The 20,262-nt window shown below is 70.2% G+C and carries 22 protein-coding genes; 8 read left to right on the top strand and 14 right to left on the bottom strand.

Annotation, left to right across the window (positions count from 1 at the left end):
* The first annotated feature begins 30 nt into the window (after positions 1-30).
* Complete coding sequence (locus O1W71_RS00890) at positions 31-1,752, top strand: gamma-glutamyltransferase family protein (protein ID WP_269266754.1); 1,722 nt, start codon at positions 31-33, stop codon at positions 1,750-1,752.
* Positions 1,753-1,768: 16 nt separating this feature from the next.
* Here the strand turns inward: O1W71_RS00890 and O1W71_RS00885 are convergent, their stop codons facing one another.
* Both O1W71_RS00885 and O1W71_RS00880 read right to left on the bottom strand, forming a co-directional pair.
* Positions 1,769-2,428, bottom strand: a complete 660-nt coding sequence (locus tag O1W71_RS00885) for an alpha/beta hydrolase family protein (RefSeq protein WP_269266162.1) — start codon at positions 2,426-2,428, stop codon at positions 1,769-1,771.
* 8 nt (positions 2,429-2,436) lie between these two features.
* A complete protein-coding gene (locus O1W71_RS00880) occupies positions 2,437-3,162 on the bottom strand; it encodes a general stress protein (RefSeq protein WP_269266161.1) in 726 nt (241 codons plus the stop codon).
* 50 nt (positions 3,163-3,212) lie between these two features.
* Here O1W71_RS00880 and O1W71_RS00875 point away from each other — a divergent pair, with 50 nt between their 5' ends.
* Genes O1W71_RS00875 through O1W71_RS00865 form a run of 3 tightly spaced genes read left to right on the top strand, consistent with a single transcriptional unit; the run spans position 3,213 to position 6,150 of the window.
* The gene (locus tag O1W71_RS00875; protein WP_112614920.1) at positions 3,213-4,484 is read left to right on the top strand and encodes a magnesium transporter MgtE N-terminal domain-containing protein; all 1,272 of its coding nucleotides are present in this window, start codon (positions 3,213-3,215) and stop codon (positions 4,482-4,484) included.
* Positions 4,484-5,017: a DUF1003 domain-containing protein gene (locus O1W71_RS00870; protein ID WP_112614922.1), complete on the top strand. Its 534-nt coding sequence runs from the start codon at positions 4,484-4,486 to the stop codon at positions 5,015-5,017. The genes O1W71_RS00875 and O1W71_RS00870 overlap by 1 nt, the downstream gene beginning before the upstream one ends.
* Entirely contained in the window at positions 5,014-6,150 is a 1,137-nt protein-coding gene (locus O1W71_RS00865; protein WP_269266160.1) for an Mrp/NBP35 family ATP-binding protein, read from the top strand. Before O1W71_RS00870 ends, O1W71_RS00865 begins: the two co-directional genes overlap by 4 nt.
* On the opposite strand, the gene O1W71_RS00860 is transcribed toward O1W71_RS00865, so the two are convergent.
* On the bottom strand, positions 6,151-6,546 hold the full coding sequence (locus O1W71_RS00860; protein WP_240309858.1) for a Sec-independent protein translocase TatB: 396 nt from the start codon (positions 6,544-6,546) through the stop codon (positions 6,151-6,153). It abuts the gene before it with no gap.
* 71 nt (positions 6,547-6,617) lie between these two features.
* On the opposite strand from O1W71_RS00860, the gene O1W71_RS00855 reads away from it, so the two are divergent.
* Positions 6,618-7,253, top strand: coding sequence for an O-methyltransferase (locus O1W71_RS00855; protein ID WP_269266159.1), 636 nt, complete (start codon positions 6,618-6,620; stop codon positions 7,251-7,253).
* 66 nt (positions 7,254-7,319) lie between these two features.
* On the opposite strand, the gene O1W71_RS00850 is transcribed toward O1W71_RS00855, so the two are convergent.
* The 3 genes from O1W71_RS00850 to dapE form a co-directional block, all read right to left on the bottom strand.
* Positions 7,320-7,493: a DUF3117 domain-containing protein gene (locus O1W71_RS00850; protein ID WP_023950528.1), complete on the bottom strand. Its 174-nt coding sequence runs from the start codon at positions 7,491-7,493 to the stop codon at positions 7,320-7,322.
* A 73-nt stretch (positions 7,494-7,566) separates the two neighbouring features.
* On the bottom strand, positions 7,567-8,772 hold the full coding sequence (locus tag O1W71_RS00845) for a hypothetical protein (protein WP_269266158.1): 1,206 nt from the start codon (positions 8,770-8,772) through the stop codon (positions 7,567-7,569).
* Positions 8,773-8,782: 10 nt separating this feature from the next.
* Positions 8,783-9,859 carry a succinyl-diaminopimelate desuccinylase gene (dapE, locus tag O1W71_RS00840; RefSeq protein ID WP_269266157.1) on the bottom strand — a complete coding sequence of 359 codons (1,077 nt, stop codon included), beginning with the start codon at positions 9,857-9,859 and terminating at the stop codon, positions 8,783-8,785.
* Positions 9,860-9,902: 43 nt separating this feature from the next.
* Here dapE and dapD point away from each other — a divergent pair, with 43 nt between their 5' ends.
* Positions 9,903-10,853: a 2,3,4,5-tetrahydropyridine-2,6-dicarboxylate N-succinyltransferase gene (dapD, locus tag O1W71_RS00835; RefSeq protein ID WP_114589533.1), complete on the top strand. Its 951-nt coding sequence runs from the start codon at positions 9,903-9,905 to the stop codon at positions 10,851-10,853.
* 25 nt (positions 10,854-10,878) lie between these two features.
* Here the strand turns inward: dapD and O1W71_RS00830 are convergent, their stop codons facing one another.
* Positions 10,879-12,486: an L-lactate permease gene (locus O1W71_RS00830; RefSeq protein ID WP_269266156.1), complete on the bottom strand. Its 1,608-nt coding sequence runs from the start codon at positions 12,484-12,486 to the stop codon at positions 10,879-10,881.
* A gap of 92 nt (positions 12,487-12,578) precedes the next feature.
* Between O1W71_RS00830 and ppk2 the strand changes: the two genes are divergently transcribed.
* Positions 12,579-13,379, top strand: a complete 801-nt coding sequence (ppk2, locus tag O1W71_RS00825; protein WP_269266155.1) for a polyphosphate kinase 2 — start codon at positions 12,579-12,581, stop codon at positions 13,377-13,379.
* A gap of 127 nt (positions 13,380-13,506) precedes the next feature.
* Here ppk2 and O1W71_RS00820 read toward each other — a convergent pair whose 3' ends face one another.
* The 6 genes from O1W71_RS00820 to O1W71_RS00795 all read right to left on the bottom strand — a co-directional run bounded on the left by O1W71_RS00820 (position 13,507) and on the right by O1W71_RS00795 (position 17,784).
* Positions 13,507-14,799, bottom strand: a complete 1,293-nt coding sequence (locus O1W71_RS00820) for a citrate synthase (protein WP_094261455.1) — start codon at positions 14,797-14,799, stop codon at positions 13,507-13,509.
* A 101-nt stretch (positions 14,800-14,900) separates the two neighbouring features.
* Positions 14,901-16,007, bottom strand: coding sequence for a succinyldiaminopimelate transaminase (gene dapC, locus O1W71_RS00815; RefSeq protein ID WP_269266154.1), 1,107 nt, complete (start codon positions 16,005-16,007; stop codon positions 14,901-14,903).
* Positions 16,004-16,330 (bottom strand): ferredoxin, encoded by a 327-nt coding sequence (gene fdxA, locus O1W71_RS00810; protein WP_023950512.1) that lies wholly within the window; start codon positions 16,328-16,330, stop codon positions 16,004-16,006. Before fdxA ends, dapC begins: the two co-directional genes overlap by 4 nt.
* A gap of 9 nt (positions 16,331-16,339) precedes the next feature.
* A complete protein-coding gene (locus O1W71_RS00805; RefSeq protein ID WP_114589536.1) occupies positions 16,340-16,741 on the bottom strand; it encodes a histidinol dehydrogenase in 402 nt (133 codons plus the stop codon).
* Between the two features lie 9 nt (positions 16,742-16,750).
* Positions 16,751-17,065, bottom strand: a complete 315-nt coding sequence (locus O1W71_RS00800; RefSeq protein ID WP_269266153.1) for an AzlD domain-containing protein — start codon at positions 17,063-17,065, stop codon at positions 16,751-16,753.
* Positions 17,062-17,784 (bottom strand): AzlC family ABC transporter permease, encoded by a 723-nt coding sequence (locus O1W71_RS00795; RefSeq protein ID WP_269266152.1) that lies wholly within the window; start codon positions 17,782-17,784, stop codon positions 17,062-17,064. The genes O1W71_RS00800 and O1W71_RS00795 overlap by 4 nt, the downstream gene beginning before the upstream one ends.
* Positions 17,785-17,833: 49 nt before the next feature.
* Here O1W71_RS00795 and O1W71_RS00790 point away from each other — a divergent pair, with 49 nt between their 5' ends.
* Positions 17,834-18,175 carry a DUF2200 domain-containing protein gene (locus O1W71_RS00790; RefSeq protein ID WP_269266151.1) on the top strand — a complete coding sequence of 114 codons (342 nt, stop codon included), beginning with the start codon at positions 17,834-17,836 and terminating at the stop codon, positions 18,173-18,175.
* Positions 18,176-18,257: 82 nt separating this feature from the next.
* Here the strand turns inward: O1W71_RS00790 and typA are convergent, their stop codons facing one another.
* Positions 18,258-20,171, bottom strand: a complete 1,914-nt coding sequence (gene typA, locus O1W71_RS00785) for a translational GTPase TypA (RefSeq protein WP_269266150.1) — start codon at positions 20,169-20,171, stop codon at positions 18,258-18,260.
* Positions 20,172-20,262 lie beyond the last annotated feature (91 nt).

Genomic DNA, 20,262 nt, shown 5'->3' with positions numbered 1-20,262 from the left:
ACGCGCCCGCTGCTGACCGGCACGTTCGGGATGGCCGCGGCGACCCATTGGCTCGCCACCGCCACGGCCCAGGCTGTGCTCGAACGCGGGGGCAACGCCTTCGACGCCGCCGCAGCGGGCGGCTTCGTCCTGCAGGTCGTCGAACCCCACCTCAACGGGCCCGGGGGCGATCTCGTCGGCCTCTTCCACGCGGCCGAGGATCCGCGGCCCCGCGTGCTCATGGGCCAGGGGCCGGCGCCTCGCGGCGCGACGATCGAGCACTACCGCGCGGAGGGGCTCGAGACCGTGCCGGGCGCTGGCGCCCTCGCGGCCGCGGTGCCGGGAGCAGTCGACGCCTGGCTCGTCCTGCTGCGCGACTACGGCACGTGGGAGCTCGCCGACGTCCTCGCTTTCGCGATCGGCTACGCCCGCGACGGGCACCCTCTGCTCGCGTCCGCGTCAGCGACGATCGCACGCGTCGCGCAGCTCTTCCGCGACGAATGGCCGTCCTCGGCCGATCTGTGGCTGCCCGGGGGCACCGTGCCGCGGGCCGGCGATGTGTTCCGGAACCCCGCGCTCGCCGCGGTGTTCGAGGGTCTCGTGGCGGCGGGACGAGACGCCGCAGACCGGGCCGCGCGCATCGAGGCTGCTCGCACCGAGTGGCGGACGGGCACGGTCGCGCGCGCGACGGCCGCGTTCGCGGCCCGGCCCCACCGGCACTCGACCGGAGGCCACCACGCCGGGGTGATCACGGAGGCCGATTTCGCCGACTTCTCCGCAGGGTACGAGGAGCCTCTCACGACGACCTTCCGCGGACGGACCGTGGTCAAGGCCGGCGCGTGGACGCAGGGTCCCGCACTGCTCGAGGCGCTCGCCCTGCTCGATCCGCTGCCCGATGAGCGCCTCGACCCCGCGACTGCGGAGGGCGCGCACACGATCGTCGAGGCCTTCAAGCTGGCCCTCGCGGACCGCGACGCGCACTTCGGCCACGACAGCGTGGTCAGCGAGCTCCTCGACCCCGCCTTCCTCGCCGCGCGTCGTGCGCAGCTGCTCCCGGATGCCTCGCACGAATGGCGCCCGGGTACCGTGGCGGGGCGCGCACCGCATCGTCCGCCGCTCGTGCGTCCCGACGGGACGAGCGTCGCCGGCACGGGCGAACCGACGGTCGGGCGAGCGGGCGAGACGCGCGGCGACACCTGTCACATCGACGTCGTCGACGAGTGGGGCAACATCATATCGGTGACGCCGTCCGGCGGCTGGCTGCAGTCGTCCCCCGCGATCCCGGAACTCGGTTTCGCGCTGGGCACCCGCCTGCAGATGACCTGGCTCGACGAGACGTCGCCCGCCGCACTCCGCCCGGGCGCCCGCCCGCGTACGACCCTCTCCCCGACCCTCGTCATGACCGGCGACCGGGCCGACATCGCGATGGGGACGCCGGGAGGCGACCAGCAGGACCAGTGGCAGCTGCCGATGCTGCTGCGCATGCTGGTCGGGGGCTGGGACGCGCAATCGGCGATCGATGCGCCGACGCTTCACACGACCGCGATGATCGACTCGTTCTGGCCGCGCACCTGGACGCCCGCAGGAGTGGTGATGGAAGACCGGCTCGGCGACGAGGTCGCCTCGGGCCTGCGCGCGCGGGGGCACGACGTCACCGTGGTCGGGCCGTGGAGCCTCGGACGTCTCTCGGCCGTCGGCATCGACCGCTCGCGGGGACTGCTCTGGGCGGCGTCGAACCCGCGCGGGATGCAAGGCTACGCCGCCGGTCGCTGAAGCGGAGCGCCCGCCCTCATTGCGACAACCGGCGGTGGCACCACGGCGCGACCAGCTCGGCCACGGCGCCGCCGACCTCCTCGGCATCCCGTTTGCGTCCCGCGACCTCGAAGGAGTGGCGGGCGCCCTCGACCCAGAGCAACTCCGCGTCGGCGCATCCGGCGACGACGCTCTCGAGGTCGGTCACCGGGTCGACGAACGGATCGCGGGTCCCGGACACGAACAGCTGAGGCGACGTGACCTCCGGCAGATGAGCCGCACGCGGGCGATCGGGCCGACCGGGCGCATGCAGCGGGTACCCGAGGTAGACGAGCAGTTCCGGGTCGATCGCTCCGGAAGCGGCCGCCATCGATGCCATCCGGCCGCCGTACGACTTCCCCGCCGCGACGATGGGCACCCCGGCATGCGCGTCGGCGATGGCGCGGAAGACCGCCGCCCACGACGCGATGGCGTCACCGGCGGCGCCGGGCAGTCGGCGGCCCGCCACCACAGAGGGGAACGGAAAGCGCACGACATCGATCCCGGCCGCCGCGCCGGCATGCGCGAAACCGCCGAGGAACGGATGCTCGGGTCCGGCGCCCGCGCCATGAGCGAGGATCATCACAGCGTCCGCACGCTCAGCGCGGTCGTACGTCAGCGGCAGGTCGACGGTCCCGGCCGCGATGTCGACCGGCACCGCGTCGATCATCGCTGCGGATCGGTCGCCGGGGGCTCGGGCATACCCGGAGTCTGCGGACCGGGAGCCTCGCCGCCGGGCACCGGGCCCACGGCCGGCGGCAGCGGGGCGTCGGCGGGGGCGGGGGATCCCGACGGCGGCGCGACCGGGTTGCCTGCGGGTGCCGCCGGACCGGGGGCGGGCCGATCGCCCGACGGAGCGGGCACGGGGTCGATGCGCTCGCCGTACCGGGGCGGCCCGTCCGGCACCGGCGTGGCCGGCACCGCGGGCCGGGCCGGCGCGACGTTCAGCGCGCCACGGGCGCGATGGATGCTGCTCGCCTGCACGGTCACCTCGTAGTGGTCGGCGACGACCTGCGTCACCGATGCGAAGTCGCGACGACGGCGCACGAGAGCGAACATGACGAGGCTCATCATCATGCCGATCGCGACGCCGACCAGCATCACACCGAGGAAGAGCTGAATGGCGGCGTCAGGAGTGCCGAAGACGAAGATCAGCGAGAAGATCAGCCCCAGGAGGATGCCGTTGATCGCCCCCGTCCGCGCCGCCGTCGCATAACCGAGCCGGCCCGTGACCGTCTCGACCGACCTCAGTCCGTAGCCGACGATGGCGATCTCACGGGCCGGGATGTCGGCCGAGATGAGAGTCGACACCGCCTTCTGCGCGGCCTCGTACGTTGCGTACTCGGCGACCTTCTCACCCGTGACCGCGGGCGTCCCGCCCATCATGCTCATTCCGTCATTGTGTCACGGCCACCTTCGCGGTCGCCGACTACGCTGGAGCGGTGAGTACGCAGAGGGTTTTCGTCGCGCGCCTGGTCGGGTGCGTCGTGTTCGATCCCGCCGGCGACCGTCTCGGCAAGGTCCGCGACGTGGTCGTGATCTTCCGTAAATCGGACCCTCCGCGAGTCATCGGCCTCGTCGTCGAGATCCCGGGCAGACGCAACGTCTTCCTCTCCATCGGCCGTGTCACCTCGATCGCGACCGGCCAGGTGATCACCACCGGTCTCATCAACGTGCGGCGCTTCCAGCAACGCGGCGGTGAGGTGCGGGTCATGGCCGAGCTCCTGGGTCGGAAGGTCTACCTGCGCGACGGGTCGGGCGGCGCGGTGATCGAGGATGTCGCGATCGAGCGCAACCGGCTCGGCGAATGGGACATCGGCCAGCTCTTCCTCCGCCGCCCCAAGACGAGTGCGTCGCCGTTCGCCAAGGGGCCGACGACCTTCGCGGCCTGGAAAGACGTGCGCGAGGACCAGTCCTCGGGCGCCGCCCAGTCCGCCGAGCAGCTGGTCGCGACATATTCGGAGCTCAAGCCCGCAGACCTCGCCAACACGCTGCTCGACCTTCCGGAGGAGCGCCTGCTCGAAGTGGCCGAGGAACTCCCCGACGAGCGCCTCGCCGACGCGCTCGAGGAGATGCCCGAGGATGAGCAGGTCCACATCCTCGAGCGGCTCGGCGACGAGCGCGCCGCCGACATCCTCGACGCCATGGAGCCCGACGACGCGGCGGACCTGCTCGGTCAGCTCCCCGAAGGCCGCATCGAGCAGCTGCTCGACCTCATGGAGCCGGAGGAGGCCGAGGACGTCCGCGCCCTCCTCGAGTACGGTCCCGACACCGCGGGCGGCCTCATGACGAGCGACCCGATCGTGCTGTCGGCGGAGGCGACGGTGGCTGAGGCGCTCGCGCTCATCCGTCGGCACGAGCTGCATCCGGCCCTCGCCGCATCCGTCTTCGTGACGCTCCCCCCGTACGAGACGCCGACGGGGCGACTTCTGGGCACCGTGCACTTCCAGCGGATGCTGCGCTACCCGCCTCACGAGCGACTCGGCGCGATCATCGACGACACCGTCGACCCGGTCGCGGCGTCGTCGTCCGCGGCCGAGGTCGCACGCATGCTGGCCAGCTACAACCTGGTCTCGGTTCCCGTCGTCGACCAGGCCCGCCGGCTCGTCGGCGTCGTGAGCGTCGACGATGTGCTCGATCATCTGCTTCCGGACGACTGGCGGTCGCAAGACGTCGAGCCCCAGGATGCCGCTGCGATGCGGGGGCGCCGCTGATGGCCCGCTCGTCGAAGACCCCCTCGCTCGAGGCGCCCCGTGGACGGCGCAGCGGTGTCAGCGGTGTGCTCGGTCAGCGGACGTCGCAGCCGTCCCGCGACCGGTTCGGTCGGTTCACCGAGTGGATCGCCCGGGCGATGGGCACGCCCGGCTTCCTCGTCGCGCTCTCGCTGTTCTGTGCGGCGTGGCTCGCCTGGAACACGCTCATGCCCGTCGAGCTCCGGTTCGACTCCGCGGCCAACGGCTTCACGGCGTTGACGCTCATGCTCTCGCTGCAGGCGTCGTACGCCGCGCCCCTGATCCTGCTCGCGCAGAACCGGCAGGACGACCGCGACCGCGTGCAGATCGAGCAGGACCGTCAGCGTGCCGAGCGGAACCTGGCCGACACGGAGTACCTGGCACGCGAGGTCGTCGCCCTGCGCATGGCGATCTCCGACCTGACCGACGGACTCGTCACCAAAGAGACGCTGCGCGCCGAGCTGCGTACCGCGCTCGACCGCCTCGACTCCGACGAGCGCCCGGACACGCGATGAGCACGGACGCCGTCCGCGCGGCCGTCGCGGCGGTGCGCGATCCCGAGTTGCGCAAGCCCCTGGGCGAGCTCGACATGGTGCGGGACATCGCCGTGGATGGCGCCCACGCTCGTGTCGGCATCGCGCTGACCATCGTCGGCTGCCCTGCAGCCGATCGGATCGAGCGCGACGTCCGGGATGCCGCGCTGTCCGCCCCGGGCATCGAGACGGTCTCGGTCGAGGTCGGGGTGATGACCCCGGCGGAGCGCGCCGCACTCACCGAGCGGCTACGCGGTGGGAAGGCCGCCCGCGAGAACCCGTTCGGTCCGGACTCGCTCACACGCGTCATCGCCATCACGAGCGGCAAGGGGGGCGTCGGCAAGTCGACCCTCACCGCGAACCTCGCTGTCGCCCTCGCGCAGCGCGGCCTCGCCGTCGGGCTGATCGACGCCGATGTGCACGGTTTCTCGATTCCCGCGCTGCTCGGTCTCGTCGATGCCGACGGCCTGCCACCGCAGCCGACGCGTATCGACGGGCTCATGATCCCGCCCATCGCGCACGAGGTCCGGACGATCTCGATCGGCATGTTCCTGCCGCGTGATCAGAAGAGCCCCGGCGCAGTCGCCTGGCGCGGGCCGATGCTGCATCGCACGGTCTCGCAGTTCCTGACCGACGTGTTCTTCGGCGACATCGACGTCCTCCTGATCGACATGCCCCCCGGCACCGGCGACGTGGCCATCAGCGTGGGTCAGCTGCTCCCGCACGCCGACGTCGTGGTCGTCACGACTCCGCAGACGGCCGCCGCCGACGTCGCGGTGCGCAGCGGCCTCGTCGCCCGGCAGACCGGCCAGCGCGTGATCGGGGTCATCGAGAACATGTCGGCGATGACGCTTCCCGACGGGACATCGCTCGACCTCTTCGGCAGCGGCGGCGGGATGCGGGTCGCCGAGGCCCTGTCGACCGACCAGCCGGTGCCGATGCTCGGCTCCGTGCCGCTCAGCCCGGCTCTGCGCAGCGACGCCGACAGCGGAGTCCCGGTCGTCGTCGCGCATCCCGACGACGCCGCCGCCGAGGCGATCGCGCGCATCGCCGACACCATCGCAGGCACCGGACGCGATCTCCGCGGCCGCCCGCTGCCTCTGCGTGTGGGCTGATCAGGTCGCTTCGTCGTCGAACGGAACGTCGGCACCGCGCTCGAATCGCTTCGCCGCCTCGCCCGCAGCATCCATCCCGACGGCGGTCGCCGTGCTGATCGCCGCACCCGCGGCGGCCGCGCGCACCGTCGGTACGGGGGCGTCCTCGAGGAGAGCGTCGCGGATGATGCGACGCGGGTCGTACTGCCGAGGGTCGAGCTTGCGCCATTCGACGTCGGAGAAGTCCTCTCCCATCTCGTCCTTGACGCGGTCCTTCGCGCCGTTGACCCAATCACGTGCCCGGACCGTGAAACGCGCGAGCATCTCGGCGAGCTGCGGAAGGCGCTCGGGTCCGAGGAGCAGGACAGCGGCGACCCCGATGAGGATGAGCTTGTCCCCGTCTAGGCCGAAGAACATGACCCCAGATTACCCGTGCGCCTCAGCGGCCGGAGCCATCCGCGCGCCTACGCTGGAACAAGGAGGAATGCATGGGTGATCAGGAAGCGATCCGCAGGTTCGCGATGGAGGCGACGGTGGAACCGGAGCACATCTCTCGCGCGCGTGCACACGCCCTCGAGATCGGAGCCGCGCCGATCAGTGCGCCGGTGGGCGCGCAATGCGCTGTGCTCGCCGCCGCGACGGGCGCACTCAACATCGTCGAGATCGGTACCGGCGGCGGCGTCTCCGCGCTCTGGCTGCTCCATGGGGCGCCACGCGCCACGCTGACCACGATCGACATCGAGCCCGAGCATCTGGCCGTCGCCCGGCAGTCCTTCACCGAAGCGAGGATCCCTCCGGCTCGTGCCCGCTTCATCACGGGCCGCGCGGCTGATGTGCTCCCCCGCATGAATGAGGCCTCGTACGACATCGTGCTGGTGGACGCCGACCCCGACGGTGTCATCGACTACGTCGAGCACGGGCTTCGGCTCGTACGCCCGGGCGGGATGGTCCTCGTGCCCCGTGTGCTGGCAGGTGGGGCCGTCGCCGATCCCGTCCGCCGCGACGACGTCACCCGCGCCTACCGCTCGCTCATCCACGAGACGCAGTCGTCGCCGGCGGTGCTCGGCGCGCTGTCGATCGTCGGAGAGGGACTGTTGCAACTCACGACGGCAGCCACCGCCTGACGGCGGCTCAGCGGCAGAGACGAAACGGCCGGCCCCAGAGGGACCGGCCGTTTCCGTGCAGCATCGTCAGGCTGCGCCGACGACTCCGCTCAGCACGCTGTGGAGCTCCTTGGCCTCTTCATCATTGACCGAGACGACCAGACGCCCTCCGCCTTCGAGGGGGACGCGCACGATGATCAGGCGCCCCTCCTTCACGGCCTCCATCGGTCCGTCTCCGGTTCGCGGCTTCATGGCTGCCATCGCGGCTCCCTTTCGTCATGAGGACTACCTGAAGAGTTTATCGTGCGGCGCAGGCACAGCGCGGACACGTCCCTCAGGGAATCTGAGCGAAGGTGCTTCCGAGCGCATACATCGTGTGGATCCACCACCACTGCGCGGCGATACCGAGCACCAGCACGCTGATGCGCCACCAGAGCGCGCGGGGCAGCGCGACGGCGCCCCAGAGCGGTGACAGCGGGACGAGCAGTCGGAACGTGCTCGACTGGGGGAAGAAGACCGCCAGCAGGTAGAGGACGTACGCGGCCGACCACAGACGTATCGGAACACCGAGGCGACGCACGCGGCGATCAGCGACGAGCAGGAGCGTGGCGAGAACCACGATCGCCGCAAGCCCCGCGAGACACACCCATGCCGGAATTCCCCAGATTCCAGACCACAGCACGGCGGCCTGCATTGTGCCGTCGAAGGGCACGAACCCCCCGTGATCCCCGATCCAGGATCGTCGCCACGCGAGTTCCGTCTGCAGGTAGGCCCCGGGATCACCCGTCACGATGCCGGTGATGACGGGCCAAGCGTATCCGCAGGCGGCCGCCAGCAGGCCGCTCGCCACGACGTGGGCGATCTCCCGCGGTTGCAGGTCGTCGTGCTGACGCCGCAACCACCGCCAGATCCCGTACAGCGCGAGCATCAGCGAGAAGGCGAGGACACCGGGCCGCGTGAAAGCCATGAGCGGGATCCACAGGTACAGCCACCACCACCGGCGGCGCTCCACGGCGAGGAGCGCGAGGAGCAGCCAGAGCTGGAAAAGCGATTCCGCGTAGCCGAGCTGGAACAGCGCGGCCATCGGGCCCGCGAAGCTGAAGAAGGCGACCGCCCACATCGCTGCCGCGCGGCCGATGCGGCGGCGCAGCAGAGCGAAGAGGACGAGACACGCGAGATAGCCGGCCGTTGCCGACACCAGGGGCGCAGCGACCGGGAATCCGCCGACGACCCACCCCACGGCGCCGGTGATGACGGGGTAGACCGGCATGAACGCCCACGCGTTCTGGGCGACGTGGCCCGCCGCGTCGAGCGGCAGCTCGGCGGGATATCCGCTGAACGCGATGAGCCAGTACCACTGCGCGTCCCACCCCATCGTCAGAGTGCCCAGAGTCGCGTCGGCGCCGAAGCGGGACCGGGGTCCGCTCAGCTCGGCCGCTCCGAGCAGGAAGCCCGTCGTGACAGCGCGCGAGAGCAGGTACGTCAGCGCGATCGCAACCGCGGGCGGCAGCGCGATCGCGGCGCGACGCAGCGACCTCATGCGCGCCGGGTCACCGGTTCGAGAGCCAGGTGCGCAGGCCGCGCTCGACGGCGTCGATCTGCTCGACCGGCACCCGCTCCTGGTCGTGGTGCGCGAGCGAGGGGTCGCCCGGGCCGTAGTTGACGGCGGGCACTCCCAACGCCGAGAACCGGGCGACATCCGTCCAGCCGTACTTGGGGCGAGGCTCGGCTCCCACCGCGGCGACGAACTCCTGGGCGAGCGGCGCATCCAGGCCCGGTCGTGCACCTCCGGCGAGGTCGACCACCTCCACCTCGAAGCCGTCGAAGAACTCGCGGACGATCGCGACGGCCTCTTCGGGCGAACGGCTCGGCGCGAAGCGGTAGTTGACCTCGACCTCGCAGAGGTCGGGGATGACGTTCCCGGCGATCCCGCCCGAGATGCGGACGGCGTTGAGCCCCTCGCGATAGACGAGTCCTTCCACCTCGACATCGGCGGGCGTGTGCTCCGACAGTCGGTGGAGGATCGGGGCCGCGTGGTGGATGGCGTTGTCGCCGATCCACGCGCGAGCGCTGTGGGAACGCACCCCGTGCGTCCGCACGATCGCGCGCAGATTGCCGTTGCAGCCGCCCTCGACCTGACCGTTGGAGGGCTCGCCGAGGATCGCGAAGTCGCCCGCGAACAGGTCGGGACGGTTCGCCGCGAGCCGCGTCAGGCCGTTGAGCTCGGCGGCGACCTCCTCGTGGTCGTACCACATCCACGTGATGTCGACGCGCGGGTCGACGAGCTCCGCCGCGAGCTTCAGCTGCACCGCGACGCCCGCCTTCATGTCGACGGTCCCTCTCCCCCACAGGAACTCCTGGCCGTCCTCGACCATCTCGCGAACGGGCAGGTTCGCGTTGATGGGAACGGTGTCGATGTGACCGGCGATGACGACGCGCTGCGCGCGACCGAGCTGCGTGCGCGCGACGATCGTGTCGCCGTCGCGGATGACCTCGAGGTGCGCCAACGGCGATACGGCGGCGAAGATGGCGTCGGCGAGGGCCGTCTCGTCGTCCGACACGCTGGGGATGTCGCACACCGCCCGAGTCAGATCGGCGCTGGACACGGTCAGATCGAGCTCGGGCATGCGGCGATTCTATCGGCGGCGACCGCACCGATAACCTGGAGCCATGAGCGAACGGTGGGCATGGGGCGTGGGACTCGCGACCTCGAGCAGCGATGGCACGACACTCGACACCTGGTTCCCGGAGCCCGCGCTCGGGACACCGGCGGCCGCCGAGTCCGCCGCCGCGATGGTGACCTGGGCGCCGCTCGCAGCGGACGACGAGCGCCGGGGCGTGACGGTCGAGGCCGTCACCATCTCGATCGACCTCGATGCCGCGCCGGCGTCGACCCCGGATGCGTACCTCCGCCTGCACGTGCTCTCACACCGCCTCGCCGCACCGAACACCGTCAATCTCGACGGGATCTTCGGGCACCTCCCGATCGTCGCCTGGACGACCGCGGGCCCGATGCACCCGGATGACGCGACGCGCCGTCGGCCGTTGCTCCAGCGCGACGGCATCCAGGTGCACAGCCTCGACAAGTTCCCCCGTCTGCTCGACTACGTCACTCCCCCCGGAGTGCGCATCGCCGACGCCTCCCGCGTCCGCCTGGGCGCGCACCTCGCACCGGGCACCACCGTGATGCACGAGGGCTTCGTGAACTTCAACGCCGGCACGCTCGGCGCCTCCATGGTGGAGGGTCGCATCTCGCAGGGCGTCGTGGTCGGTGACGGGAGCGACATCGGGGGCGGCGCCTCGATCATGGGCACGCTGTCCGGCGGCGGCAGCCACCGGGTGTCGATCGGCCGTCGCACGCTGCTCGGCGCCAACGCCGGCATCGGCATCTCGCTCGGCGACGACTGCGTGGTCGAGGCCGGGCTCTACGTCACGGCAGGGTCGAAGATCGTCCTCGCCGACGAGCCCGCCACGGCCTCGGGTGCGCGTCCGAGCGTCAAGGGCGCAGAGCTGTCCGGGCGCGACGGCATCCTGTTCCGCCGGAATTCGCTGACCGGCGCGATCGAGGCTGTTCGCCGCGCGGGGGTCGGAGTCACGCTCAACGAGGCTCTGCACGCCTGATCGCGTCGCGTGATCCGGGCGGCGCTCAGAGCAGGAGCGCCGAGAGCAGACCGCCCCACAGGCACACCACGGCGAGCATGCCGAGGCTGTACCAGAGCGACGCCCGGAGGATCTCCGACTCGCGTCCGGCGAGTCCGACCGCGCCGGCCGCGATCGCGATCGACTGAGGCGAGATGACCTTGGCGGCTGTGCCGCCTGCCGTGTTCGCAGCGACGAGCAACCCGGGGTCGACGGAGATCTGCTCGGCGGTAGCGACCTGGAGGGGCGCGAACAGCGTGTTGTTGTTGACGACCGACCCCGTCAGGAAGACGCCGATCCAGCCGATGATCGGTGCGAGCAACGGGAAGAGCGGCCCGACCGCCGCCAGAGCCGTGCCCATCGAGGCCGAGCCGCCCGAGTAGTTCGCGACGTTGGCCAGGACGAGAATGATCGCGATGAGCAGCAACGCGCGCCAGAGGCCGCGCACCGTCTCCACCAGTGCCCACACCAGGTCGGCCGCGCGCAGGCGCGGCGTCGTCCAGAACGACACGATCACCGCCAGCAGGATCGCCGTGCCCGTCGCGTTGATGGGAGTGAAGCCCCACGTCGCCGTGACGACATCACCGCCGGGGGTCTGCACGCTGCCGGTGAGCCCGGGCATCGGAACCGCGAACACCAGCGCGGCCAAGGGCCCGCCCGCGGCGAACAGATTCTTGAACACCGGCAGGCTCCAGACCAGGATGACCGCCGTGAGGATGTAGAACGGGCTCCATGCCGCGATCACCTCACGTACATTGGCGCTGTGCGGCTCCGGCTCGGGCGCGCCGACTTCACGATGGACCCGCCGAGGCTGCCAGACCCGGCCGAGGAGGAAGAGCGCGACCATCGCAGCCAGGCCTGCACCGAGGTCGGCGAGCTCGGGGCCGAGGAACCACAGCACGCCCGCCTGCACGCCGCTGAAGACGATGGTGACCAGCAGCGTGGCCGGCCACGTCTCACGCAGCCCGCGGAAACCGTCCAGGATGACCACGAGCAAGAACGGGATGAGCAGCGTCAGGGGCTGCAGCACCAGCACCATTGCACGCGACAGCTCCTGCACCTCGAGGCCGCTGACCTGCGCACCCACGATCACGGGGATGCCGATGGCGCCGTATGCCCCCGCCGCCGCGTTGGCGACGAGCGAGATCATGGCCGCCCGCAGCGGGCGGAACCCCAGCTGCACCAGGAGCGCGGCGCAGATGGCGATGGGCACGCCGAACCCGGCGGCGCCCTCCAGAAAGGCGCCGAAGGAGAAGCTGATGAGGAGCACCTGGATCCGCTGATCTTTCGAGATGCCCCCGATCGATGAACGAATGACGTCGAAGCGACCGCTCGCGACAGCGAGCTTGTAGAGCCACACCGCCATCACGATGATGTAGGCGATCGGCCAGACCGCCGTGAGCAGGCCCAGCAGGCCCGCACCCCCGACTGCCGTGAGCGGCATCCCGAATCCGAGTGCGGCCACCAGCAGCTGCGCGACGAGCGCGATGAGACCGGCGAGGATGCCGCTGAGGCGAAGCCCGACGAGCGCGACGAGGAAGACGATGATCGGAATGGCGGCGACGAGGGCCGACAGCGCCAGCGAGCCGAGCGGATCGGTCGTCTGCATCCACATGCTTCGCTCCCCTGCTCGTGCGTGCGGCCCACCCTAGACCGGGCCGCACCCCCGCGCGAGGGGGGCGTATGCTCGCGTCAGGAGGTGGCTCGATGGCCGATCGCTTGCCGAAGAAGGTGTACGAAGCCGAGTTGCGGCGGCTGCAGGCGCAGCTCGTCGACATGCAGGCCTGGGTGCAGGCCACCGGCGCCCGCATCGTGGTGATCTTCGAGGGGCGCGACGCCGCGGGCAAGGGATCCACCATCAAGCGCGTCGCCGAGTATCTCAATCCTCGGGTCGCGCGCATCGTCGCGCTTCCCGCGCCGACCGAGCGCGAACGCTCGCAGTGGTACTTCCAGCGATACGTCGCGCATCTGCCGGCCGCCGGCGAGATCGTCCTCATGGACCGGTCCTGGTACAACCGCGCCGGCGTCGAGCGGGTCATGGGCTACTGCACCAACGAGGAGTACCACCGGTTCCTGCACCAGGCGCCGATCTTCGAGCGGATGCTCGTCGAGGACGGCATCCTGCTGCTGAAGTACTGGTTCAGTGTCTCGGATGTCGAGCAGGAGAAGAGGTTCCGGTCGCGCAACGAGGAGCCGATGCGGCGGTGGAAGCTCTCCCCCAACGACGTGCTCTCGATCACCAAGTGGGAGGACTACTCGCGCGCGAAGGACACGATGTTCGTGCACACCGACATCCCGGAGGCACGCTGGCACGAGGTCGACAACGAGGACAAGCGCCGAGGCCGGATCAACATGATCCACCATCTGCTCGGACAGATCCCCTACGAAGTGGTCGAGCGGCCCGAGATCGAGATCCCACCGCGCCCGCCATCCGGTGGTTACGACCGCCCGCCGCAGCAGCTCGACGGATACGTCCCCGACTACGCGGCGACACTGATCGACAAGTGACACCCGGGGTGCCCCGGTCCAGCGGCACCCCGCGGACGTCGAGGTAACGTGGCGCGATCCGCGACCGCATGGCAGAGGCCGGCACATCGCTGTGATGTGCCGGCCTCTCGTGATCGTCGAGCCCTGTTCAGGAGGTGGGGTAGTCCCGCTCCGCCGAGCCGATGTACAGCTGCTGCGGACGCCCGATCTTCGTCTGCGGGTCGTTCTGCATCTCGCGCCAGTGCGCGAGCCAGCCGGGCAGCCGACCGATCGCGAACAGCGGCGTGAACATGCGCGTGGGGAATCCCATCGCCTTGTAGATGACGCCCGTGTAGAAGTCGACGTTCGGGTACAGGCGACGCTCGCGGAAGTAGTCGTCACTCAGGGCGATCTCCTCGAGCTCCTTCGCAAGATCGAGCAACGGGTCGACGACGCCGAGCTCGTTGAGGACCTCGTCCGCGGACTCCTTGACGAGCTTCGCGCGCGGGTCGTAGTTCTTGTAGACCCGGTGCCCGAAGCCCATGAGCTTCACGCCGTCTTCCTTGTTCTTCACGCGGGCGACGAAGCGCTCGACGCTCTCGCCGGAGTCCCGGATGCGGGCCAGCATGTCGAGGACGGCCTCGTTCGCGCCGCCGTGCAACGGTCCGTAGAGCGCGTTGATACCGGCCGAGATCGAAGAGAACTGATTCGCACCGGTCGACCCGACCAGGCGCACGGTCGAGGTCGAGGCATTCTGCTCGTGGTCCTCGTGCAGGATGAGCAGACGCTCGAGCGCGCGCGAGACGACCGGGTTGACCTCGTAGTTCTCCGCGAGGACGCCGAAGTTCAGGCGCAGGAAGTTGTCGACGAAGCTCAGCGAGTTGTCGGGGTAGAGGAAGGCCTGCCCGACGCTCTTCTTGTGCGCGTACGCGGCTATCACGGGCAGCTTCGCGAGGAGCCGGATCGTGTTGAGCTCGACGTGCTCGGGGTTGTTCGGGTCGGACTGGTCCTCGTAATACGTCGACAGGGCCGCGGTGGCGGCGGACAGCACCGACATCGGGTGCGCGGTGTGCGGCAGGGACGAGAAGAAGCGCTTGAGGTCTTCGTGCAGCAGCGTGTGACGACGGATGCGGTCGTCGAAGTCCGCCAGCTCGTCAGCCGTGGGCAGGTCGCCGTAGAGCAGGAGCCAGGCCACTTCGAGGTACGTCGAGTGCTTGGCGATCTGCTCGATCGGGTAGCCGCGGTAACGCAGGATGCCCTGGTCACCATCGATGTAGGTGATGGCGGACCGCGTGGCCGCGGTGTTGACGAAGCCGTAGTCGAGGCTCGTGTGGCCCGTCTGCTTGGTGAACGTCGAGAAATCGACGCTCGGAACTCCGTCGGTTCCGTGCAGCACCGGCAATTCGGCGGTGCGGTCACCGATGGTGACGGTGGCCTTCTGCGGGGTGCCCGTGTCGTTCACGAAGCCTCCTTGCGATCGTCCGGTGCGGTCATTACAGCCTATCGGGCGCACGGGCCTACTCCGTACGGCGCCAAAGGATCAGCGGATCGGTAGGAGAGAACCTACGAACCCGTCAGGCGTGCGGCAGCGGCGTCGATCCGCTCCTGCGACGCGGTCAGCGAGAAGCGCACGTGCTGCGGGAACTGCGTTCCGTAGAAGTGGCCGGGGCCCGCGAGGATGCCGAGTTCGGCGAGCCGGCCGAGCGTCTTCCACGCGTCCTCTTGCGCCGTCGCCCACAGATAGAGTCCCGCTTCGCTGTGATCGATACGGAAGCCCGCGCGCTCGAGCGCCGGTCGGAGCACATCGCGACGGCGGCGGTACAGGTCCTTCTGTCGGGCGACGTGACCGTCGTCGCCCAGGGCTGCGACCATCGCCTGCTGCACGGGCAGGGGCTGCATCAGTCCCAGGTGCTTCCGCGCGGTGAGAAGCCGGGCCACGATCGTCGGGTCGCCGGCCAGGAACGCCGCCCGATAACCCGCGAGGTTCGACTGCTTGCTGAGCGAGTACACCGACAGCAGACCGCTGACGTCGCCTTCGCTCACCCGCGGGTCGAGCACGCTCGGCACCGTCTCGCTCGCCCAGGGCCCGTCCCAGCCGAGCTCGGCGTAGCATTCGTCCGAGACGACGACGGCGCCGAGCTCGCGTGCGCGGGCGACGATCCGCCGCAGCTCCGCGACGTCCAGCACGCGTCCGTCGGGGTTTCCGGGCGAGTTGACCCAGACGAGTCGGGTGCCCTCCGGGTAGTCGGCCGGGTCGTCTGCAGCTGCCGGCGTCGCACCGACCAGGCGGGCGCCGACCTCGTACGTCGGGTAGGCGGCGCGGGGATGCACGACGACATCGCCGGCACCGAGGCCGAGCAGCAGCGGGAGGAGCGCGACGAGCTCCTTCGACCCGATCGTCGGCAGCACGCTGTCGGGGGCCAGACCGGTGACACCGCGGCGACGCTCGTACCACCGCACGATGGCCTCCCGAAGCGCGGGGGTGCCGACGGTCTGCGGGTACGCATGCGCGTCGGTCGCTTCGCGCAGGGCGCGGGCGACGACCTCAGGCGTCGGGTCGACCGGCGACCCGATGGACAGGTCGACGATGCCGTCCGGGTGGCGGCGGGCCTTCTCGGCGTAGGGCGCTACGGCGTCCCAGGGGTAGTCGGCGAGGTCGCGGACGCTCAATGCCCCTCCCCCTGCGGCGGCAGCGCGGCCACGAGGGGGTGGTCCTTCGCGATGACGCCGACCTTCGCGGCACCTCCGGGAGATCCCAGGTCGTCGAAGAACTCGACGTTCGCGGTGTAGTAGTCCTGCCACTCGTCCGGCAGGTCGTCTTCGTAGTAGATCGCCTCGACCGGGCACACCGGCTCGCATGCGCCGCAGTCGACGCATTCATCCGGGTGGATGTAGAGCGAGCGCTCACCCTCGTAGATGCAGTCCACGGGGCATTCGTCGATGCAGGCGCGGTCCTTCACGTCCACGCACGGGAGGGCGATCACATAAGTCACATGACGAGTCTAGTTCGTGCGATCGGACGCGGCCGCCCGGCGTGCTCCCGCGAACGAGGGCCAACCGACCACGACGGCCACCATGACCGGCACAGCGAACGTCCAGATCAGCCCGGTGCTCAGCTGCCCGTCCGGCGGGGCAGGCACGACGACCGAGCCGCCGGGCCCGCGTCCGGAGAAGACGACGGTTGCGACGAGAGCGCCCAGCCCGCAGGCCAGCGCCGTCCACCGGTCGTCGGTGAGCAGCCGCAGCCCCGCGACGAGGGCGGTCACGCCGGCGACAGCGACGATGAGCCCCACCGGCAGCACACCCCAGGAGTACGCCTGGGTGATCGTCCCCGCGACACCGTAGACGGCTCCCGCGATCGCGGCGACGAGCCACCCGGCGAAGCGGGTCCAGGTCTGATTCACCGAGCCAGTCTAAGCGGCCCATCCGCACGCCCGAAGCACCGCCGCCACCAGCGCCGCCCCCGCCACGACCACGAGGAAGGGGGCGCGCGCGGCGAGCAGGACGGCGGCCACCGCCACGGCAGGCAGGCGCGCGTCCACCACGATCGCGGCGCCCGCGCCGAGCGTCTGCACGACGACCAGCGCGGAGAGCAAAGCGATCGTCAGCTGGTCGATGATGCGCTGCGCGCGTTCCCCGTCGAACCATCGCGGCGGAAGGAGGTATCCCAGCGCCTTCAGCGCCACGCAGATGAACGAGGCGACGAGGATGCCGGTCCACGGGCTCATCGGGCCTCCCCCGTCGTCTTCGCGTCATCGCCCCGCGACGAACGCCGGCCCGGCATGGCCGCGGCGACCACGATGGCCACGACGCCGGCGATGAGGACGGGGATCCCGGGCATCGTGAGGGGCGTCGCGACACCGGCGACGACTCCGGCGGCCACTCCGACGACGACCGCGTCCAGCCGGCGGAGCCGCGGCCACAGCAGCGCGAGGAAGGCTGCCGCGGCGGCCGCGTCGAGTCCATAAGCCCGGGGGTCGCCGAGGACGTCGCCGAGCAGCGCGCCGAGGAGTGTGAAGAGGTTCCATCCGATATAGATGCCCACTCCGGTCACCCAGAAGCCGATGCGGCGTGCGCGGGGGCCCGACTGCGCGAGGGCGACTGCCGTCGACTCGTCGATCGTGAACGGGAAGGCGCTCAGCCGCCGCGCGATGCTCCCGCCGACCACCGGCGCCATGCGAAGACCGTATGCCACATTGCGAACGCCCAGGAGCGCTGCGGAGGCGATGGCCGCGGGCAGCGCCGCCCAGCCACCCGTCGCGACGACACCGACGAAGGCGAACTGCGAGCCGCCCGTGAACATCAGGAGACTGAGCACGCAGGTCTGCCAGACATCGAGCCCCGCGGCGACCCCGAGCGCGCCGAACGATACGCCGTAGGCGCTCGTTGCGACGGATACGCCGATCCCATCGCGCCACGCGCGCCGCATCGCGGCATCCTGCTCCATCGCTCCGATGCTATCGACCCGTGCTCGCGACGCCGGATACGCTGACGGCATGAGTCGCGTGTTCACGATGAGCGTCGCGTCGGTCTACGTCCACTATGTGGCCAAAGCCGAGCGAAAGGGCCGCACCCGCGCCGACGTCGATGAGGTCACCCGATGGCTCACCGGTTTCAGCCAGACGGAGCTCGATGCCCATCTCGCCGCCGGGACGACGTTCGAGGACTTCTTCGCCGATGCCCGGATGAATCCCGAGGCCACGAAGATCACCGGTGTCATCTGCGGCATTCGCGTCGAGGAGATCGACGATCCGCTGATGCAGCGCATCCGCTATCTCGACAAGCTCGTCGACGAGGTCGCCCGCGGCAAGCAGATGTCGCGCATCCTGCGCGGCTGAGGGCTGGACGCGCCGGGAACGCCACGACCCCGGGGCCGAGGGTCGGCGCTCCGGGGTCGTGGGCGGGCTTCGGGAAGCCGGATCAGGCGTTGGCGTCCTGGCGCTTCGCGCGTGACGCGGCGCGGCCGCGCTCGGTCGCATCCAGCACGACCTTGCGGATGCGCACCTTCTCGGGGGTCACCTCGACGCATTCGTCGTCGCGTGCGAACTCGAGCGACTCCTCCAGCGTGAGCACGCGCGGGGGCGTCATCGACTCGAAGGAGTCCGAGGTCGACGAACGCATGTTCGTGAGCTTCTTCTCCTTCGTGATGTTGACGTCCATGTCATCGGCGCGCGAGTTCTCGCCGATGACCATGCCCTCGTAGACCTCCTCGGTGGGCTGGACGAAGAAGCTCATGCGCTCCTGGAGCGCGATCATCGCGAAAGGCGTGACGACACCGGAGCGGTCGGCGACGATCGAGCCGTTCTGTCGGGTCGAGATGGCGCCGGCCCACTCGTCGTAGCCGTGCGAGATCGCATTGGCGATACCGGTGCCGCGCGTGATCGTGAGGAACTCGCTACGGAAGCCGATCAGACCGCGCGACGGAACGACGAACTCCATGCGAACCCAGCCGGTGCCGTGGTTCGTCATCGTGTCCATCCGCCCCTTGCGGGCCGCCATGAGCTGCGTGATCGCGCCGAGGTGCTCCTCGGGGGCGTCGATGGTCAGGTGCTCGAACGGCTCGGTGAGCTTGCCGTTCTCGTCGCGCCGCGTCACGACCTGCGGCTTTCCGACGGTCAGCTCGAAGCCCTCGCGGCGCATGTTCTCGACGAGGATCGCGAGCGCGAGCTCGCCGCGGCCCTGCACCTCCCACGCGTCGGGCCGCCCGATGTCGACGACCTTGAGCGAGACGTTACCGATGAGCTCGCGGTCGAGCCGGTCCTTGACCATGCGCGCGGTGAGCTTGTGCCCCTTGACCTTGCCCATCAGCGGCGAGGTGTTCGTGCCGATCGTCATCGAGATCGCCGGGTCGTCGACGGTGATCGCCGGCAGCGGACGGACGTCCTCCGGGTCGGCGATGGTCTCACCGATCGTGATGTCCTCGATACCCGCGATCGCGACGATGTCGCCGGGGCCGGCGGACTCGGCCGGGAAACGATCCAGCGCCTTCGTCTTGAGGAGCTCAGTGATGCGTGCGTTCGAGTGCGAACCGTCGTGGCGGACCCACGCGACCGTCTGGCCCTTCTTGAGCGTGCCGTTGAAGACGCGCAGCAGGGCGAGGCGTCCGAGGAACGGGCTCGAGTCGAGGTTGGTGACCCAGGCCTGAAGCGGGGCCTCGTCGTCGTAGGACGGCGCCGGCACGTGCTCGAGGATCGCCTCGAAAAGCGGCTCGAGGTCGTCGTTGTCGGGAAGCGCGCCGTTGTCGGGACGGTTGCGCGACGCCGCGCCCGCGCGACCCGAGGCGTACACGACGGGTACGTCGAGCAGTGCATCGACGTCGAGATCGGGCACGTCGTCGACGAGGTCGCCGGCAAGTCCGAGCAGCAGGTCGTGGGCCTCCTCCTCGACCTCCGCGATGCGGGCGTCGGGACGGTCGGTCTTGTTGACCAGCAGGATGACGGGGAGCTTGGCCTCGAGCGCCTTGCGCAGCACGAAGCGGGTCTGCGGCAGCGGACCCTCCGACGCGTCGACGAGCAGCACGACACCATCGACCATCGACAGGCCGCGCTCGACCTCTCCGCCGAAGTCGGCGTGGCCCGGGGTGTCGATGACGTTGATCGTCACCGGCACGTCGGTGTGGGCGCCGTTGTAGGTGATCGCCGTGTTCTTGGCGAGGATCGTGATGCCCTTCTCACGCTCGAGATCGTTCGAGTCCATGGCACGTTCCTCGACGTGCGCGTGGTCGCCGAACGAGCCGGTCTGGCGGAGCATGGCATCGACGAGCGTCGTCTTGCCGTGGTCGACGTGCGCGACGATCGCGACGTTGCGGAGGTCAGGACGAAGGGCATGCGCCATGAAGGGGGTCCTCAGGATGAAGGGAAAACGCCGGGATGCCGACGGGACAGTTTAACGCAGGCGCCCTGCGAGTTCGCGGGGCGCCTGCGAA

The sequence above is a fragment of the Microbacterium sp. H37-C3 genome (assembly GCF_027157935.1).
GTDB lineage: Bacteria > Actinomycetota > Actinomycetes > Actinomycetales > Microbacteriaceae > Microbacterium > Microbacterium plantarum.
This window is presented reverse-complemented; position numbering and strand designations above follow the sequence as displayed.

Coding starts and splice junctions, on each gene's coding strand:
- O1W71_RS00800 (WP_269266153.1), bottom strand. CDS start 17,065: ATGAGCCCGTGGACCGGCATCCTCGTCGCCTCGTTCATCTGCGTGGCG.
- O1W71_RS00850 (WP_023950528.1), bottom strand. CDS start 7,493: ATGGCAGCCATGAAGCCGCGAACCGGAGACGGACCGATGGAGGCCGTG.
- O1W71_RS00795 (WP_269266152.1), bottom strand. CDS start 17,784: ATGGAGCAGGATGCCGCGATGCGGCGCGCGTGGCGCGATGGGATCGGC.
- O1W71_RS00790 (WP_269266151.1), top strand. CDS start 17,834: ATGAGTCGCGTGTTCACGATGAGCGTCGCGTCGGTCTACGTCCACTAT.
- O1W71_RS00830 (WP_269266156.1), bottom strand. CDS start 12,486: ATGTGGATGCAGACGACCGATCCGCTCGGCTCGCTGGCGCTGTCGGCC.
- O1W71_RS00880 (WP_269266161.1), bottom strand. CDS start 3,162: ATGAGCATGATGGGCGGGACGCCCGCGGTCACGGGTGAGAAGGTCGCC.
- typA (WP_269266150.1), bottom strand. CDS start 20,171: ATGGCGCATGCCCTTCGTCCTGACCTCCGCAACGTCGCGATCGTCGCG.
- O1W71_RS00845 (WP_269266158.1), bottom strand. CDS start 8,772: ATGAGGTCGCTGCGTCGCGCCGCGATCGCGCTGCCGCCCGCGGTTGCG.
- O1W71_RS00855 (WP_269266159.1), top strand. CDS start 6,618: ATGGGTGATCAGGAAGCGATCCGCAGGTTCGCGATGGAGGCGACGGTG.
- O1W71_RS00865 (WP_269266160.1), top strand. CDS start 5,014: ATGAGCACGGACGCCGTCCGCGCGGCCGTCGCGGCGGTGCGCGATCCC.
- O1W71_RS00870 (WP_112614922.1), top strand. CDS start 4,484: ATGGCCCGCTCGTCGAAGACCCCCTCGCTCGAGGCGCCCCGTGGACGG.
- ppk2 (WP_269266155.1), top strand. CDS start 12,579: ATGGCCGATCGCTTGCCGAAGAAGGTGTACGAAGCCGAGTTGCGGCGG.
- O1W71_RS00860 (WP_240309858.1), bottom strand. CDS start 6,546: ATGTTCTTCGGCCTAGACGGGGACAAGCTCATCCTCATCGGGGTCGCC.
- O1W71_RS00890 (WP_269266754.1), top strand. CDS start 31: ATGGCCGCGGCGACCCATTGGCTCGCCACCGCCACGGCCCAGGCTGTG.
- dapD (WP_114589533.1), top strand. CDS start 9,903: ATGAGCGAACGGTGGGCATGGGGCGTGGGACTCGCGACCTCGAGCAGC.
- dapE (WP_269266157.1), bottom strand. CDS start 9,859: ATGCCCGAGCTCGATCTGACCGTGTCCAGCGCCGATCTGACTCGGGCG.